General features: G+C 52.3%; 18 protein-coding genes and 2 riboswitches. Of the genes, 16 read left to right on the top strand and 2 right to left on the bottom strand.

Translation table 11 applies throughout. The features are described from left to right. The 8 genes from GZ1_RS11325 to GZ1_RS11295 all read left to right on the top strand — a co-directional run. A partial coding sequence (locus GZ1_RS11325; RefSeq protein WP_060788504.1) for an IS1634 family transposase occupies window positions 1–1,096 on the top strand: 1,096 nt, incomplete at its 5' end. Between the two features lie 176 nt (window positions 1,097–1,272). After that, window positions 1,273–2,619 (top strand): cytochrome ubiquinol oxidase subunit I, encoded by a 1,347-nt coding sequence (locus tag GZ1_RS11320; protein ID WP_060788503.1) that lies wholly within the window; start codon window positions 1,273–1,275, stop codon window positions 2,617–2,619. Further along, window positions 2,616–3,644, top strand: a complete 1,029-nt coding sequence (locus GZ1_RS11315; RefSeq protein WP_060788502.1) for a cytochrome d ubiquinol oxidase subunit II — start codon at window positions 2,616–2,618, stop codon at window positions 3,642–3,644. Before GZ1_RS11320 ends, GZ1_RS11315 begins: the two co-directional genes overlap by 4 nt. Continuing rightward, window positions 3,644–3,745, top strand: a complete 102-nt coding sequence (cydS, locus tag GZ1_RS19865) for a cytochrome bd oxidase small subunit CydS family protein (protein ID WP_011230110.1) — start codon at window positions 3,644–3,646, stop codon at window positions 3,743–3,745. Before GZ1_RS11315 ends, cydS begins: the two co-directional genes overlap by 1 nt. Window positions 3,746–3,833: 88 nt before the next feature. Further along, window positions 3,834–4,124: a hypothetical protein gene (locus GZ1_RS11310; RefSeq protein ID WP_033013879.1), complete on the top strand. Its 291-nt coding sequence runs from the start codon at window positions 3,834–3,836 to the stop codon at window positions 4,122–4,124. A gap of 108 nt (window positions 4,125–4,232) precedes the next feature. Continuing rightward, window positions 4,233–4,336, top strand: a riboswitch (guanidine-I (ykkC/yxkD leader). Between the two features lie 58 nt (window positions 4,337–4,394). Continuing rightward, window positions 4,395–4,715 (top strand): DMT family transporter, encoded by a 321-nt coding sequence (locus GZ1_RS11305; RefSeq protein WP_013523018.1) that lies wholly within the window; start codon window positions 4,395–4,397, stop codon window positions 4,713–4,715. A 334-nt stretch (window positions 4,716–5,049) separates the two neighbouring features. After that, the gene (locus tag GZ1_RS11300; RefSeq protein WP_060788501.1) at window positions 5,050–5,322 is read left to right on the top strand and encodes a DUF1232 domain-containing protein; all 273 of its coding nucleotides are present in this window, start codon (window positions 5,050–5,052) and stop codon (window positions 5,320–5,322) included. A gap of 14 nt (window positions 5,323–5,336) precedes the next feature. Further along, window positions 5,337–6,029 (top strand): TerC family protein, encoded by a 693-nt coding sequence (locus tag GZ1_RS11295; RefSeq protein ID WP_060788500.1) that lies wholly within the window; start codon window positions 5,337–5,339, stop codon window positions 6,027–6,029. Window positions 6,030–6,068: 39 nt separating this feature from the next. Here GZ1_RS11295 and GZ1_RS11290 read toward each other — a convergent pair whose 3' ends face one another. After that, a complete protein-coding gene (locus tag GZ1_RS11290; RefSeq protein WP_060788499.1) occupies window positions 6,069–6,518 on the bottom strand; it encodes a hypothetical protein in 450 nt (149 codons plus the stop codon). 301 nt (window positions 6,519–6,819) lie between these two features. Between GZ1_RS11290 and GZ1_RS11285 the strand changes: the two genes are divergently transcribed. The 6 genes from GZ1_RS11285 (at window position 6,820) to GZ1_RS11260 (ending at window position 14,457) form a co-directional block, all read left to right on the top strand. Then, the gene (locus GZ1_RS11285) at window positions 6,820–8,895 is read left to right on the top strand and encodes a carbon starvation CstA family protein (RefSeq protein WP_060788498.1); all 2,076 of its coding nucleotides are present in this window, start codon (window positions 6,820–6,822) and stop codon (window positions 8,893–8,895) included. Then, complete coding sequence (locus GZ1_RS11280) at window positions 8,888–9,091, top strand: YbdD/YjiX family protein (protein ID WP_015374005.1); 204 nt, start codon at window positions 8,888–8,890, stop codon at window positions 9,089–9,091. The genes GZ1_RS11285 and GZ1_RS11280 overlap by 8 nt, the downstream gene beginning before the upstream one ends. Window positions 9,092–9,244: 153 nt before the next feature. Then, a complete protein-coding gene (locus tag GZ1_RS11275; RefSeq protein ID WP_060788497.1) occupies window positions 9,245–10,174 on the top strand; it encodes a ketopantoate reductase family protein in 930 nt (309 codons plus the stop codon). Between the two features lie 198 nt (window positions 10,175–10,372). Further along, complete coding sequence (locus GZ1_RS11270) at window positions 10,373–12,040, top strand: glycoside hydrolase family 13 protein (RefSeq protein ID WP_015374007.1); 1,668 nt, start codon at window positions 10,373–10,375, stop codon at window positions 12,038–12,040. A 55-nt stretch (window positions 12,041–12,095) separates the two neighbouring features. Beyond that, window positions 12,096–12,632, top strand: coding sequence for a YfiT family bacillithiol transferase (locus GZ1_RS11265; protein WP_015374008.1), 537 nt, complete (start codon window positions 12,096–12,098; stop codon window positions 12,630–12,632). A 619-nt stretch (window positions 12,633–13,251) separates the two neighbouring features. Continuing rightward, window positions 13,252–14,457: an MFS transporter gene (locus GZ1_RS11260; protein WP_060788496.1), complete on the top strand. Its 1,206-nt coding sequence runs from the start codon at window positions 13,252–13,254 to the stop codon at window positions 14,455–14,457. Between the two features lie 63 nt (window positions 14,458–14,520). Here GZ1_RS11260 and GZ1_RS11255 read toward each other — a convergent pair whose 3' ends face one another. Then, window positions 14,521–15,705, bottom strand: a complete 1,185-nt coding sequence (locus GZ1_RS11255) for a class I SAM-dependent rRNA methyltransferase (protein WP_033005731.1) — start codon at window positions 15,703–15,705, stop codon at window positions 14,521–14,523. 142 nt (window positions 15,706–15,847) lie between these two features. Next, window positions 15,848–15,955: riboswitch (TPP riboswitch) on the top strand. Between the two features lie 106 nt (window positions 15,956–16,061). Here GZ1_RS11255 and tenA point away from each other — a divergent pair. Then, a complete protein-coding gene (gene tenA / locus GZ1_RS11250; RefSeq protein ID WP_033005719.1) occupies window positions 16,062–16,745 on the top strand; it encodes a thiaminase II in 684 nt (227 codons plus the stop codon). Window positions 16,746–16,768: 23 nt separating this feature from the next. Next, window positions 16,769–17,359, top strand: a complete 591-nt coding sequence (locus GZ1_RS11245) for an ECF transporter S component (RefSeq protein WP_033005720.1) — start codon at window positions 16,769–16,771, stop codon at window positions 17,357–17,359. Window positions 17,360–17,367 lie beyond the last annotated feature (8 nt).

Raw genomic sequence — 17,367 nt, 5'->3', positions numbered from 1 at the left:
CCTGGAAGTCGATTTGATTTACTTTGATACGACTTCGTCGTACTTCGAAGTGGATCCATCCGAAACACCAGAAGGAGAATCGCTTCGAAAGCAGGGGTTTTCCAAAGATAAGCGTCCCGATTTGGTCCAAATCGTCATTGGACTGGCCGTTACCCGGGAAGGAGTCCCCATTCGCGCTTGGGTATGGCCTGGCAATACGATGGATATGACGGTCATCAAACAGGTGAAACAAGACTTGATTGGCTGGAAGCTTGGGCGTGTGATCAGCGTGATGGACCGCGGATTTTCGTCTGAAGAGAATTTGCGAATCTTGCAACAGGCCGGGGGACACTACATTGTCGGCGAAAAAATGCGGTCCGGCAAAGCCGCCGTCGAAGAGGCCCTAAACCGTCGCGGGCGCTACCAACAAGTTCGCGAGAACTTGCATATCAAAGAAATCATCGTGGGCGACGGAGAAGCGCGTCAGCGCTATGTTCTCGTGTACAATCCCAGCGAAGCCGAACGCCAACGCAAGGAACGGGAAAAGCTGCTCGAATCGCTGAAAGAGGAGTTGGAGGGGCTTCGCCAACTCCCCAATGAAGCTCATCATAAGGCCACCTGCCGGCTGCGTTCCCATCCGTCCTACGGAAAATACTTGCGTCAATTGAAGGATGGAACGCTTCGCATCGACAAGCAAGCGGTTCGTGAAGCGGAAAAGTACGATGGCAAATATCTCATCCGAACCTCCGATGACACCTTGTCTGCCGAGGATGTCGCGCTCGGGTATAAGCAACTGGTGGATATCGAGCAGGCCTTTCGGACGTTGAAATCAACACTCGAGCTGCGCCCCATGTATCATCGCTTGGAAGACCGTATCCGGGCGCATGTGCTGCTCAGTTGGCTGGCTCTCTTGCTGGTTCGGATCGTGGAGATCCGAACTCATGAATCGTGGCCGAAAGTAAGAGACGAATGCGAGCGTCTCATGCTTGGACATTTTTCTTCAAAAAACGGCGACCTTTATCAACGAACCGAACTGACGGCCAAACAAGCGCTATTCCTTGCGGCTCTAGGGCTGGAACCTCCTCCAAAGATTCTAGGCATCCACCCTCGCACCTAGATACACGCCCGAAGTGTGCCCAAATGCCTCCGATCCCTTTTGTATCAAGGGGCGAGAGGCATTTTGTTTGCCTAGTGACTGTCGAACTCGGGTGGCTCATATGGATTAGTTTTTTGGCGGCGGCCGCCGTGTTCGTTTCGTTGATGGGACGGCTGTTTTCACAGGGGGGATGAAATATGCGCGAGTATGATTCAGTGTGGCTCAGCCGCGTGCTGACAGAGTTGACGCTGACGTTTCACATCATTTACGCCACGATCGGCGTTGGGATTCCGCTTATGATCGCCATTGCCCAGTGGATTGGGATTCGGAAACATGATATGCATTATATTTTGCTTGCCCGTCGTTGGACGCGCGGCTTTGTCATCACGGTGGCGGTCGGGGTTGTGACCGGAACGGCGATCGGCTTGCAGCTGTCGCTTTTATGGCCGAACTTTATGCAGCTGGCTGGCCAAGTGATCAGCTTGCCGCTGTTTATGGAGACGTTCGCCTTCTTTTTTGAAGCCATTTTTCTCGGCATTTATCTGTATACATGGGACCGGTTTGAAAACCAGAAAAAACATTTGCTGTTGCTCATTCCGGTGGCGATCGGCTCTTCGGCTTCGGCCATGTTTATTACGATGGTGAACGCCTTTATGAACACGCCGCAAGGGTTTGAGTTGAAAAACGGCGAGCTTATCAACATCGACCCGATCGCCGCAATGTTCAATCCGGCCATGCCGACAAAAGTCGCCCACGTGCTGGCGACGGCGTATATGACGTCGGCGTTCGTGCTCGCTTCGATCGCGGCGTGGCATTTATGGAAGGGCAACCGACACGTGTACCATCGCAAGGCGCTTCATTTGACGATGAAAACGGCGCTCATTTTTTCCGTAGCGAGCGCTCTTGTCGGCGACTTGTCAGGCAAGTTTTTGACCGAATACCAGCCGGAAAAGCTGGCGGCGGCCGAATGGCATTTTGAAACGAGCTCCCATGCACCGTTGATCCTGTTCGGCGCGCTCCAAGAAGACGGGGAAGTGAAATATGCCTTGGAAATTCCATATGCCCTTAGCATTTTGGCCCATAACCATCCCGCTGCGGTTGTGACCGGACTGAACGAAGTTCCGGAAGATGAACGCCCACCACTGTACATTCATTACTTATTCGATGTGATGGTCACGATCGGGGTGTTTTTAATGGTTGTCGCAGCCGCGTATTGGCTCGGATCGATTTTCCGCTGGAAGTGGACGGCGAAAAAGTGGTTTTTTGGACTGCTGGTGGCGGGAGGGCCGCTGGCGATGGCTGCGATTGAGGCGGGATGGTACTTAGCGGAAGTCGGGCGGCAGCCGTGGATTTTGCGCGGCTATATGAAAACGGCGGAAGGAGCGACATCGTCGGCGCATGTGGATACGATGCTTGTGTTGTTTTGCCTTTTGTATATGGTGTTAGTAATTGCGAGCGCAACAGTGCTCATCCGTATGTTCCGCCGCAACCCGGTTGAACGGGAGCTGGCAGAGCGGGCCAATAACGGGGAGGTGGCGCCATGACGCTCGAAGTCATTGGCATTTCGGTGTTATGGCTGTTTTTGTTCGGGTACATTATCGTTGCCTCGATTGATTTCGGGGCTGGGTTTTTCAGCGCCTATAGCCATTGGGCAAACAAACAGCATATTTTGCACCGCATCATTCAGCGCTATCTTTCCCCTGTATGGGAAGTGACGAACGTCTTTCTTGTCTTTTTCTTTGTCGGCATTGTCGGCTTTTTTCCGAAAACGGCGTATTATTACGGTTCTATTTTGCTTGTCCCGGCGAGCATCTCCATCATTTTGTTAGCTATTCGCGGCTCGTACTATGCGTTTCATACGTATGGGGGGACGGAACGGAACTGGTATTTAATCGCTTATGGATTGACGGGGTTGTTTATTCCGGCCTCCCTGTCCATCGTGTTGACGATTTCCGAAGGCGGGTTTGTGGAGGCAGGCGCCTCAGGCGTTGCGCTGGATTATGGGAAGCTGTTTGCAAGCCCGTTGTCATGGAGCATTGTGCTGCTCAGTGTGACGAGCGTTCTTTACATTTCTGCCGTTTTCTTAACGTACTATGCGGACGAGGCCAAGGATGAACGGGCGCGGGCGCTGTTGCGCCGCTACGCTCTTCTTTGGAGCGGGCCGACGATGTTGTCAGCGCTGCTCATTATTTACCAGCTCCGCTACCATAATCCCGAGCATTACGCCAACCTATGGAATGTGGCGTGGATGCTGGTCATTTCCTTTTTGTTTTTTGTCATTACCGTTTGGCTGCTTTGGCGGCAGCGGCAGTTCGGCTGGGCGTTTATTGCGCTGTTGTTTCAATATGCGTTCGCCTTTTACGCCTATGGCATTTCACATTATCCGTATTTGTTATACCCGTATTTGACGATTTATGACGGGTTTACGAATGAGACGATGGCTATGGCGTTGATCGTCGCGTTTATTGCCGGCCTCCTGTTATTAATTCCGTCACTTTATTTGCTTATGCGCCTCTTTTTGTTTAACAAGGCGTACGTTAAAGGAAAATGGGAAGGGGGAAAAGGATAATGCAAACATTTTTGATCATGTATGCGCCGATGATCATCGTCGCCCTGTCGATCATCGCCGCGTTTTGGGCTGGTTTGAAAGATGTGCACGTAAATGAGTAAACACAATTTCAGCGTCTTGGTAATGCATAGTTTGCCGCCAATCGCCCACACTAGCGGATGACAACGAATAGAGAAAGGATGGGCGATCATGAAAGAAATATTGGAGCGTGTGAAAGAGCAGCTGGAACAATCGTTTGACGAACCGCGCTCGACGAGTCTTGATGGGGCGATTCATGAGCTTGAACGGTTAAAAGCGAGCGCCAGGGATAAACGGCAAATGATCGAAGATGTCATCCGTGCGGTGACTCACGCGCGCAATGCACGAATGGAGCTGGCCGAGGCGGGAGATGAATCGGCGACGAACGCCTTCGCTGAGGCGTATCGGGCGCTGGATCAAGCGATTGAATCGTACAGCGGCGTCGATAACGACCCGGTGTAAGACGGATGGGGGCCCCCTCGGCCTTCATCTGTCGGAAATACGCGGAAGGCGGATGGATTGCAAGCGTTTGGCTGACGTGTTATACTGATTGGTAGCCAAGTAAATACAGGGAATGTTTTCTAGGGTTCCGCAGCTGCCAGACGGCTGGCCTGTGACCGAGAGAAAACGCGCGGCGCGGCTCGCGTACACGGAGGGACAAAAGCCCGGGAGGAGCATCGTTTCGATCGTTCTCGCGGCTTTTTTATTTTCGCTAAAAAAGGAGGACGGGGCATGGCGTGGGTTTGTTTAATAGTTGCTGGTTTGTTCGAAGTTGTATGGGCGATCGCGCTGAAATATACGAACGGGTTTGCCCGCTTTTGGCCTTCTGTTGTGACGATTGCGGGGATGGCGGCGAGCTTTTACTTTTTATCACTGGCGATAAAAACGTTGCCGATCGGCACCGCCTATGCGGTGTGGACGGGAATCGGAGCGCTCGGGGCGGCCTTGGTCGGCATGTTGTTTTTAAACGAGCCGGTCAACGCGCCGCGGGTGACGTTTTTGCTTTGCATTCTTGTCGGAGTCATTGGTTTGAAGTTTACGGCGGGGCAATAAATTGGATTCATTTCTTGTCAAGAAAAAGAGTTGACAACAGGTATAAATATTGAATATCATGGAAATATAAAAACGAATATAGTTTCTTTATGTTAAAGGGGAGTAGCTTTAACAGCAAAGTCGTCAGTTCAGGGCGCACGCCCTCGGCTTTGTTGGCAACGGCGACGTTGTTAGCGAGACCTTTACCGATGTGGGTAAAGGTCTCTTTTACTTATGAAGGCCTTTACCAAGGATGGTAAAGGCCTTCTTTCATGTCATGAAACAAAAGGGGGGAAGATAATCGTAAAAGAAGATAGGTTCGGCTTCAAAAAGAACAAAAAGCGGAGGGGATGACATGCGCAAATGGTGGAAACGGCTTCGCTTCATCGTCCATGTCCGGCGTTTTCTACCGTTTTTGTTCGAATTTTTCGTTTCTCATGAAGTGCCAATGCGAAAAAAATTGTTTTCCGTCGGTTTGCTGCTTTTGTATATAGCGCTGCCGCTTGACCTCATTCCGGATTGGCTTGCGTTGTTTGGTTTGATCGATGATTTGGCCGTCTTCCTATTTATTTTGCAACAAATCATTAACAGGGCACCTATTTCATTAAAAGAAAAATATAACTTGTAAAGGGGGATTGTTCCATGGATCTATTGTCAGCAGAGTTTTGGACGGCGTTGCTGTCGATCGTCATTATTGATCTTTTGCTGGCAGGGGATAACGCCATTGTGATCGGATTGGCGGCCCGCAACTTGCCCAAACACCAGCAAAAAAAGGCTGTTGTCTGGGGGACGGTAGGCGCTGTCGTCATCCGGGCGTTGGCGACGATTTTTGTCGTCTGGCTGCTGAAAATCCCAGGGCTTTTGCTTGTCGGCGGCGTGTTGCTTGTCTGGATCGCCTATAAGCTGCTTGTTGAGGGGAAGGGCCATGACGATGTTGAAGCCGGGGGAAATTTATGGGAGGCGATTCGCACGATCATCATTGCCGATGCGTTGATGGGGCTTGACAACGTATTGGCGGTCGCCGGAGCCGCGCACGGAAGTTTTCTCCTCGTGATCCTTGGGCTGCTCATTTCTGTGCCGATCATGGTGTGGGGCAGCACGCTCATTTTAAAATGGATCGAGCGCTTCCCAATCATTATTACGATCGGCGCCGGTGTCCTCGCCTGGACGGCGGCGAAAATGATCGTCGATGAGCCGTTTTTAAAGGCGTATTTTGCCAATCCTGTTGTGAAGTATGGATTTGAGTTGCTCGTTGTCGCTGCGGTCATTGCGGTGGGAACGATGAAAAAACGAAAAAGCGCTAAAGAGCCGCAACCGAAAGCCGCCAATGAATAATTGGCGGCTTTTGTGGTGGGGCAATCACCAAGCGGATGGCTATTTCCATTTCAGCAGCAGAAATTGCAGCAGCCATCCAATGGAGAGCCCGGGGATGACAGATAAGATCGGCAGCCAAATCGGCCCAAAAAACACGCCGCCGATCGTCACGTGCGCCGAGTACATCAAGCCGACCGTCACAAAGTAGGCGGAGACGACAAACGGCAAAAACGAGTACGGCGTTTGCCCGCCGCCAGCGTCTTTAAACGCATCCCACATGGAAAAAAAGTATAGACATGGATAAAACATCAGCCATCCGATATCGATGATGCGGGCGGCCTCATCCGTACGTCCCAAAAAGCTGAGGCGGATGGCTTCATTGAAATGAGATTGGGTGTTAATCACAAATTCCAACGCAATAAACAAAATTCCTTTTATATACTTTTTGTTCAACAGTTGCCCGAATCCAGGCAAAGCAATGCTCCATAACAATGCTTCGATCGCCTTCACCTTCTCGAACCCTTTACTGAAATAGTAGTTGATCGTTGTTTTGTCCATTGCGCCGTCAGATGGAGCTGGAGACAATCAATGGGTGCTTCATAGTCAGTTGCTGGTTAAGCCGATGGGTGCAATTACATTTTTTGCGCCAAAGACTTGTTTTATACTTTTGTGAAATAGGAATGGGGAAAAACGTTCCTATAGAACCAAACGATACGTTAGTTGAAGATGAAAAAATATCTTTAAATTTTTCAGAATAATGAATATAATAGTAGCGTAAAGGATTTTGACAAATAAAAAAGGAGGAAGCCGTGTGAAGGGACTAAAATCGATCTTGTTATGGGGGCTCATTTCCGTCCTCGGGGCTGCCGCGTTTGCCATTTTGGCTTTAAGCCGCGGTGAGTCGGTCAACGCCATGTGGCTGATCGTCGCCGCCGTCTGCACGTATGCGGTCGCCTATCGTTTTTACAGCCGGTTTATCGCCCGCAAAGTGTTCGGTCTTGATGATAACCGGAAAACGCCGGCTGAGGTGTTCAATGACGGGAAAGACTATGTCCCGACGAACAAATGGGTGCTGTTCGGGCATCACTTCGCCGCCATCGCCGGTGCCGGACCGCTTGTCGGACCGATTTTGGCTGCGCAGATGGGGTACTTGCCCGGGACGCTTTGGATTGTGATCGGCGTTGTGCTCGGCGGCGCGGTGCAAGACTTTGTCATTTTGTTTGCGTCGATGCGCCGCAATGGGAAGTCGCTTGGCGAAATGATCAAGGAAGAAATGGGACCGGTGACGGGCTTGATCGCAGCGCTTGGCATTTTGGGCATTATGATTATTTTATTGGCCGTATTGGCGCTCGTTGTTGTGAAAGCGCTTATCGGAAGCCCGTGGGGGATGTTTACGATCGCCGCGACGATTCCGATTGCGATTTTGATGGGCATTTACATGCGCTTCATTCGCCCGGGGCGTGTGGCAGAGGCGTCGCTTGGGGGATTTGTGCTGTTGATTTTGTCGATTGTGGCCGGTCAGTACGTCGCAGAGCATCCGACGCTTTCGGCGATGTTTACGCTCAAAGGGGAAACGATCGCGATCTTAATGATCATTTACGGATTTGTCGCTTCGGCGCTGCCGGTATGGCTGCTGCTTGCGCCGCGCGACTATTTGAGCACATTCTTGAAAATCGGCACCATCGTCGGATTGGCGCTTGGCATTTTCGTTGTGATGCCGGATTTGCAAATGCCGGCAGTGACGAAATTTATCGACGGTACAGGACCGGTCTTCGCCGGCAATTTGTTCCCGTTCTTGTTCATCACGATTGCCTGCGGCGCGGTGTCCGGGTTCCACGCGCTCGTTTCATCCGGCACGACGCCGAAGATGATTGAGCTTGAAAGCCATGCGCGGCCGATCGGCTACGGTGCGATGTTGATGGAGTCGTTCGTCGCGGTTATGGCGATGGTGGCGGCTTGCGTCTTGACGCCAGGGGCGTATTTTGCCATCAACAGCCCGGCGGCGGTGATTGGCCAAGATGTGGCACAGGCGGCAAAAGTGGTATCGTCATGGGGTTTCACCGTAACGCCGGATATGCTTGCGCAGCTGGCGAAAGACGTCGGCGAGCAAACGGTGTTGTCGCGCACGGGCGGGGCGCCGACGTTGGCGATCGGGATGGCGCACATTTTATCGAGCGTCATCGGTGGCAAGGCGCTTATGGCGTTCTGGTATCACTTTGCCATCCTGTTTGAAGCGCTGTTCATTTTGACGACGATTGACGCTGGCACGCGCGTCGGCCGCTTTATGATCCAAGATATTATGGGGACGTTCTACAAGCCGCTTGGCAAAACGGATTCGCTTGCCTCGAACTTGATCGCCACGACCCTTTGTGTGTTGGCGTGGGGTTACTTCCTGTACCAAGGCGTCGTCGATCCGCTTGGGGGCATCAACACCCTATGGCCGCTGTTTGGCATCGCCAACCAAATGTTGGCGGGCATCGCCTTGTTGTTTGCGACGACCATTCTATTTAAAATGGGCAAAAAGGCTTATGTTTGGGTGACGCTCGTGCCGACGACATGGCTTTTGGTCGTCACGCTGACGGCGGGGTATCAAAAGCTGTTCCATGAAAACGTTAAAATTGGTTTCTTGTCGCATGCAAAAATGTTCCAAGACAGCTTGAGCCAAGGCAAAATTTTGGCGCCGGCCACGAATGAGGCGCAAATGCGGCAAATTATTATGAACGACTACATTGATGCGACATTGTGTGCGATTTTCATGCTCGTTGTGATTGCGATGTTGATCTCGGCGTTGAACATCTGGATCAAAGTGCTGCAAAACAAACATGTGCCGCTCAAAGAAGCGCCGTACGTGCCGCGCGATGGAGAAGGAGCGAAGCATTATGCCTAAATGGCTGCAAACTGTGTTGGCCTATCGCCGGCAGTTTCTTGACTTGCTTGTCGGCGTGCCGAGTTATGAAAAATATGTTGAGCATATGAAAACCCATCACCCTGGCGAGCCGATTAAGTCGCGGAAAGAGTTTTTCTGCGAGGCGCAAGAGGCGCGCTACAATGCCAAAGGCGGCAAAGTGTCGCGTTGCTGCTAGCGGACGAGAAGGAAGGAGGGGCGCGTTCCCTTCTTCCTTTTTTCTTCTTGTTTATCATCGTGGAGAAACATGTTCGATTGGCGGCATGGCTTTTGTGAAAGACGTTGGAAGCGTAGGATCAACCCTCAAGTAGAGAAAGGAGCTGTACATACGATGCGCATTCTGTTTGTCGGAGCGGGAGCGGTCGGCGGGTATTTCGGCGGCCGTCTTCTTGAAAAAGGGGTGGACGTAACGTTTCTTGTCCGCGAGCGCAGAAAACAGGAACTGGAGAAATACGGGCTTGTCATCCACAGCATCCATGGCGATGCGGTATTGGCGCCGAGATTGCTTGTTGCCGGTGAATCGGCCGAGCCATTTGATCTTGTCGTGTTCTCAAACAAAGCGTACCATTTAGACGGCGCCATCGCCGACGCGAAACCGTATGTTGGAGAGGCGACGATGATTTTGCCGTTGTTAAATGGCATGGCCCATATGGAGGCGTTATGGAAGGCGTTCGGCCGCGAGAATGTCTTAGGCGGGCTTTGCTTTATCGAAACGACGTTAAACGAGAGAGGGGAGATCATCCAAACGAGCCCGGCGCATGAGATGCGTTTCGGCGAATGGCCCGCAGGACGGACTGAACGGGTGAAGGCGCTCGAATCGCTGTTTGCCGGCGCCAATGCCCGTTTTCGCCTAAGCGAACAAATTGCGGCTGATATGTGGAACAAATATTTGTTTATCGCGACGATGTCGGGCGTGACGACGCTGTTCCGCGCCCCGATCGGGCCGATTCGCTCCGGCGAGTACGGGAGCGTCATCATCAGCCGACTGCTTGGGGAAATCAAAATGATTATGCAAGCGCACGGCGCGCCGCTCACTGAGGAGATGGCAGAACGACAGCGCGTTCAGCTCGAACAGATCGCCCCGACGATGAAGTCATCGATGCAGCGTGATATGGAAAAAGGGCTGCCGATTGAAGCCGATCATTTGCAAGGGTATTTGCTGGAGCTGGCGAAACAGTATGACATCCACGCCCCGATGCTTGAAACCGTCTATCATAACTTGAAAATTTACGAAGCGGGCCGCACCGCTAATGAACGTTGATTATCGTTCGAATCGGCCGTTTGCCAGCATGTCGATCGTCTGGCAAACGGCTGTTGTTTTACGGGCGGCAATTGAAAACAACAGCCTAAAAATATTCATCAATCATTTTTTCGCTAGTCTTGAAAAAGAGAGTTGTATATTGCCGTCATGTAGTGTACAGTGGATAGTGAAAACGTGTGCACAAAGGGGGAGGCAGCCTTGAAAAAAACATGGTGGAAAGAGGGCGTCGCCTATCAAATTTATCCGCGCAGCTTTATGGATGCCAACGGCGACGGCATCGGTGATCTTCGCGGCATCATCGAAAAGCTGGATTATTTGGTGGAGCTTGGAGTCGACATCATTTGGATTTGTCCGATTTACCGGTCGCCGAACGCCGATAACGGATATGACATCAGCGATTATTATGCCATTATGGATGAGTTTGGAACGATGGATGACTTCGATGAATTGCTTGCCCAAGCCCATCGGCGCGGGTTGAAAGTCATTTTGGATTTGGTCATCAATCATACGAGTGATGAGCATCCGTGGTTTATCGAATCGCGGTCATCGCGAGACAATCCGAAGCGCGACTGGTACATTTGGCGCGACGGCAAAGACGGGCGCGAACCGAACAACTGGGAAAGCATTTTCGGCGGCTCGGCATGGCAGTATGACGAGCGGACGGGGCAGTACTATTTACATCTTTTCGATGTGAAACAGCCCGATTTGAACTGGGAAAACAGAGAGGTGCGCGAAGCGCTGTATGACATGATCAACTGGTGGCTGGATAAAGGCATCGACGGCTTTCGCATCGACGCGATTTCCCACATTAAGAAAAAGCCGGGTCTTCCCGATTTGCCAAATCCGAAGGGGCTGAAGTACGTGCCGTCATTTGCTGCGCACATGAACCAGCCAGGGATTATGGAGTATTTGCGAGAGTTGAAAGAGCAAACGTTTGCACGATATGACATTATGACGGTCGGCGAGGCGAACGGAGTAACGGTTGATGAGGCCGAACAATGGGTCGGGGAAGAAAACGGCGTGTTTCATATGATTTTTCAGTTTGAGCATTTAGGGCTTTGGAAAAGGAAAGCCGATGGTTCGATCGATGTCCGCCGGTTGAAGCGGACGTTGACGAAATGGCAAAAAGGATTGGAAAACCGTGGGTGGAACGCGCTCTTTTTGGAAAACCACGACTTGCCTCGATCAGTGTCGACATGGGGAAATGACGGCGAGTATTGGGCGGAGAGCGCGAAGGCGCTTGGCGCGCTCTACTTTTTCATGCAAGGGACGCCGTTCATTTACCAAGGGCAAGAGATCGGGATGACGAACGTGCAATTTTCCGACATTCGCGACTACCGCGATGTCGCTGCCTTGCGTCTGTATGAACTCGAACGGGCGAACGGCCGGACGCATGAGGAAGTGATGAAGATCATTTGGCAAACCGGGCGCGACAACTCGCGCACCCCGATGCAATGGTCTGGTGCCCCAAACGCTGGATTCACGACAGGTACGCCATGGATCAAGGTGAACGAAAACTATCGTACGATCAATGTCGAGGCCGAGCGGCGCGACCCGAACTCGGTATGGTCGTTTTATCGACAAATGATTCAGCTTCGGAAAGCGAACGAGCTGTTTGTTTACGGAACGTACGATCTGCTTTTGGAAAACCACCCATCCATTTACGCGTACACAAGAACGCTTGGCCGCGATCGGGCGCTTATCATGGTCAACGTATCTGATCGTCCTTCACTTTACCGCTATGACGGCTTTCGCCTTCAGTCAAGCGATTTGGCGCTCTCGAACTACCCGGTCCGTCCGCATAAAAATGCGACGCGTTTTAAGCTGAAGCCGTACGAGGCGCGCGTATACATCTGGAAAGAATAAGAAGGAATTTGCCTTTCTGTGTGGAATGAATGAATACGGAAGGGAGATGATCAACATGGCGACGGTCGATCCGATTCGCTACCCGATCGGAACGTTTCAAGAGCCGGAGCGTTTTGAGGCTGAGGAGGTGCAAAAGTGGATTGCTGCCATCCGCGGACTGCCGAACGACTTAAGAACCGCTGTTTCCGGCTTGAACGATGAGCAGCTGAACACGCCGTATCGCGACGGCGGCTGGACGGTGGCCCAAGTCGTCCATCATTTGGCTGATGCAAGCATGAATGCGTTTTTGCGCACGAAATGGGGAGTGACGGAAGACGGCCCAACGGTGAAGCCGTTTGCGGAAAGTGAATGGGCGAAAACAGCTGATGCCCGTACATTGTCGATTGAATCGTCGCTTTTACTGCTTGACGGGCTGCATGCGCGCTGGACGGTGTTGCTTGAATCGATGACGGAGGTGGATTTTCACCGAACCATTCGGCCGGAAGGGGCAGCGGGGGAGATGCCGCTGTATGTATTGACCGCGTTGTATGCATGGCATGGGAAACATCATACCGCACAAATTGTGTCGTTGCGCAAACGAAAAGGATGGTAAAGGCTGCCGATTGTTCGGCGGCTTTTTTCTTCATCCTATTTCGCGCAGGAGACTCCCACTTCAACGACCAAAGGGAGTAAGTGGGAGAGGAATGCGCGTTCCCCCTTTCTTTTGTGTATGATAGAATAAAGGCGTGGAGAAAACCGTTCAATAAAGGCACTCCCATAACGGCTGCTCGATGTATGGAGTTGGTTGCAGGAAACGTTGCAACCGTCAAACATCGATCGTAGGTCCGTCTGTTGTGTGTGGAAGCCAAGTACTGCCAACAGACACACCGAGAGAATCGGTAACGATGCAGGCATGACCTGCGTGGTTGGGCAGTTGTCAACCTGCCCCTGATGCAACCCCAAGTCAAGGAAGGAGGACGAAGTCCGTTTGCACTTCTGGGGAGTTGCAAGCCCTCACTTCAAGCGTTCGCGAAGTGGGGGTAGTTGACGCATCATAGAAGGATGGTGCTGCGCAAACAACACCCGGGAACCGCCGGCTGGGCGGGGCTTTTTTGTCGTCATCTTGCCGGGAGAACGGTGAAATCACATTTTGCTTAAACGGCGGCATAGGATTATGTTATACTAACAAATATTAAGGGACACGAAATACATCGTTCGCAAGGGGGATCGGTATGGGAGCGGAGCAGCAGCCGCTTATGGCAGAACAAAAAGAAAAAATATGGACGAAAGATTTTGTTTTGATTTGTTTGGCCAATTTTTTTGTGTTTCTTGGGTTTCAAATGACGCTGCCGACCCTTCCGCTGTTTGTCGAGCATTTGGGCGGCAACGATCAGCTGATTGGCGTTGTCGTCGGTGTGTTTACGTTTTCGGCGCTCATCGTCCGTCCGTTCGCCGGCCATGCGCTTGAGACGAAAGGGCGCCGGTTTGTGTTTTTATTGGGGCTTCTCATTTTTGTCATTTCTGTCGGTTCCTACAGCTTGATCTCAAGCATTTTCCTTCTCTTTTTGATGCGGGTCGTCCAAGGAATTGGCTGGGGGCTTTCGACAACCGCTTCCGGAACGGTGGCGACGGACATCATTCCAGCGAGCCGCCGCGGGGAAGGAATGGGCTATTACGGGCTGTCGGGGAATATCGCCTTGGCGTTTGGTCCGTCGCTTGGACTTGTGCTTGCCGCTATGATTCCGTTTAGCCATCTGTTTGCCATTTGTGCGGCGCTTGGAGTCACTTCGGTGCTGTTTGCCGCCGCGATCACGTATAAAAAAGCGGAAGCCGTGCATGGCAAAGGGGCGAACAGATGGGATTTGTATGAAAAAAGCGCTTTGACCCCGTCGTTGCTGTTGTTTTTCTTGACGGTGACGTTCGGCGGCATCGCCTCATTCTTGCCTCTATATACGGCGCAAAAACAGATCGGCGGCCTGCAGCTGTACTTTTTGCTTTACGCGCTGGCCTTGATGGTGACGCGAACGTTCGCTGGCCAGTTGTATGACCGAAAAGGGCATCGAGCCGTCTTTCTCCCTGGTGCGGGGCTTATTTTGCTGGCGATGCTTCTTCTCGCTTGGCTGCCGGGAGAATGGGCGTTGCTTTTGGCGGCGGTGCTGTACGGTTTCGGCTTTGGCATGGTGCAACCGGGGCTGCAGGCGTGGTCCGTCGAGCGGGCGCCTGCCCACCGCAAGGGAATGGCGAACGCGACATTTTTCTCGTTTTTTGATTTAGGGGTCGGCGTCGGGGCGATGGTGTTTGGCCAAATCAGCCATTGGTTCGGCTATCCGAGCATTTATTTAGCTGCTAGCGGTTCGGTGCTCCTTTCGATGCTTGTCTATCTGTCGGTCTTGCATAAAGAACAATCGCTTCGCCCCAGGGAACGAAAAAACGCTTAGGGATAACCCCTAGGCGTTTTTTCTGCCCAGCGGCGCATCGAAACGGCCTTTGAGAGCGGCTCGTCACCGCCGGGAATGCACTTCGTAAATGGCGAATTTTAAGTAGTCGCCTTCTTCCGCGGCAAGGAGTTTCGGGTGGTCGTAGCCGGCGCCGTTCCAATATACTTGGCGCAGCACTTTTTTCGCGTCAAATGCGGCATCAGCGATCATCTCTTGAAATAGGTGCGGGCGGACGTGGTACGAGCAGCTTGATGTGACGAAAAAGCCGCCGTCTTTGACAAGCTTCAATCCGTTTAAGTTAATGTCTTTATAGCCGCGCAGCGCCTTCGGGACGGCATGGGCCGATTTCGCGAACGCCGGCGGGTCGATGATGACAACATCCCACTGTTTGCCGGCGCGCACCGACTCGCGCAAATAGTCGAAAGCGTTGGCGACGACAAATTCAACGTTCGTGAATCCGTTTAACGCGGCGTTCCGTTTCGCCGTTTCGATGGCATGTTCAGAAATATCGACGGCAGTAGCATGTTTTGCCCCATACAGACAAGCGTTTAGCATAAACGAGCCGGTATGGGTGAAGCAGTCGAGCACGGTCGTCTCCGGGCCGATGAGCGGACGAAGAGCGGCGCGGTTTTGCCGTTGGTCGAAGAAAAAGCCGGTTTTTTGTCCGTTTTCAATATCGACGATGTATTTCACGCCGTTTTCCTCGATTTCGATTTCCGTTTCCGCTTCTCCGTACCAAAAGCCTTTTTCTTGTTTGAGGCCTTCAAGCTCGCGGACGGACACATCGTTGCGCAAATAAATGGCCCTTGGGGCAAACACGTCAAGCAAGCCGCGCAAAATCCAGTCTTTCCGCCTTTCCATGCCGAGCGCCAAAATTTGCACAACAAGCACATCTTCATATTTGTCGACGATCAATCCGGGCAAAAAGTCGGCTTCGCCATAGACGGCGCGGCAGGAGCGAACGCCGGGAATCATCCGTTCACGGTACGCCCACGCCTGACGGATGCGGTCGATGAAAAAGCGCTCATCGAGTTCATCGTTTCGGTTTTGCGTCAAGACGCGGACGATGATTTGCGAAGCGGGGTTGATATATCCTTTCGCCAGCCAATAACCTTGATGATTGTAAACGTCAACGAAGTCGCCCGGCGTCGCATCGCCTTCGATGCGGTCGACTTCACTTCGAAAAATCCATGGATGCCCTTGCTCAAGCCGTTTTTTCCGTTCTCTTTTCAGGATGACCTTCGCCATCGTTTCCACTCCCATTCCGTCGTCAATTGCTGCGTTTCCATCATAGCGGATTGCAACGCATAGCGCAACGTCGGAGAAAAAAAGATTGACAATCGTTCGTGCCATGGTATGATTAAGTGTAAAGAAAACTGAAAATTGCACCATCATCCACTAGGGGGGCCTTTAGAAAGGCTGAGATCAAAGTGTGCCTTTGAGACCCTTAGCACCTGATCTGGGTAATGCCAGCGTAGGGAAGTGGAGGAGCAGCACAGCAAGGCTAGGCTTTGCCTTGCCAACGTCGCATGCCCACGCCGCTTTCTTTACGCCAATCGGCAAAGGAAGCGGCGTTTTTATTTTGCCAAAAAGGGGGAAAACGAATGTCATTTGCCAAACAATTGCGTCAAGCGGCCGATCCGATCTGGCAGGCGAGTTTCCGCCATCCGTTTGTTCAGGAGCTTGGCCAAGGGACGCTTGCGCGCGAGAAGTTTCGCTATTACGTGATGCAAGATGCCTATTATTTGCGCCATTTTGCCCGCGTGCAGGCGATCGGGGCGGCGAAATCGCCGGATTTGGCGACGACAGCCCGGTTGGCGCACCATGCACAAAGCACGTGCGAAGCCGAGCTGTCGCTGCATGAAACGTTCGCCGAGCTCTTGGGCATTACGGAAGAGGAAAGGGCGGCGTTCATTCCGGCGCCGACGGCGTACGCCTATACGTCGCACATGTACCGCGCGGCGTACGAAGGGCATCTCGGTGATGTTATCGCCGCCATTTTGCCGTGCTACTGGCTGTATTACGAAATTGGCGAGCGCTTGAAAATGTGCCGCCCGAATGATCCGATTTATGAAAAATGGATCGGCACCTACAGTTCGGACTGGTTCCGCTCGCTTGTGGAAGAGCAAATCGCGCGGCTTGACGACATCGCTGACGAGGTCACCGAAGAGGATCGCCATCGGATGAAGCGGCATTTCCTCATCAGCAGCGAATATGAGTACGAGTTTTGGGAGATGGCGTATCGGCTTGAGCAGTGGCCGTCGGCTGAATTGGCGGCGAGCCGTTGACGCAAGACAAGGAGGAGAACAGGATGGAAGTGAAGACAAAAGGGTTAAAATTGGCGGATATTTTAACGACGATCGTCATTGCGATTGTGTTTGGCATTATTTACAAATTATGGGCCCCGCTATATAGCGCGGTGGGAGCAGTAGGGTTTCATCTCGATCAACTCATTTACGGCATGTGGTTTATCGCCTCCTCGCTCGCTTATTTGCTCATTCGCAAGCCAGGGGTGGCGTTGCTCGCGGAGATTGCGGCTTCGTCCGGCGAGCTGATCATGGGATCGCAATGGGGGCTTGAAGTGCTCATTTACGGGGTCGTTCAAGGGCTGTTTGCCGAGCTCGTCTTTGCCGCCTTCCGCTATCGGCGCTTTGATGTGTTCGTTGTATCGCTCGGCGCGGTCGGGGCGACGATTGGCTCGCTCATCATGGACTTTTACAAAGGCTATATTGAGGCGCTCGCCCCATGGAATATGGCGCTCTTTTTGCTGGCGCGTTTTATCGGCGCCATCCTCATCTCCGGCGTGCTTGCTGTTTCATTGGCGAAAGCGCTCGAAAAAACCGGAGTGACGCAAATGTGGCGGCCGGCCTCGAAAGACGATTACGATGCATTGAACCGGTAAGGCGGCGA

This window comes from Geobacillus zalihae NBRC 101842, assembly GCF_001544135.1.
Classification (GTDB): domain Bacteria; phylum Bacillota; class Bacilli; order Bacillales; family Anoxybacillaceae; genus Geobacillus; species Geobacillus zalihae.
This window is presented reverse-complemented; position numbering and strand designations above follow the sequence as displayed.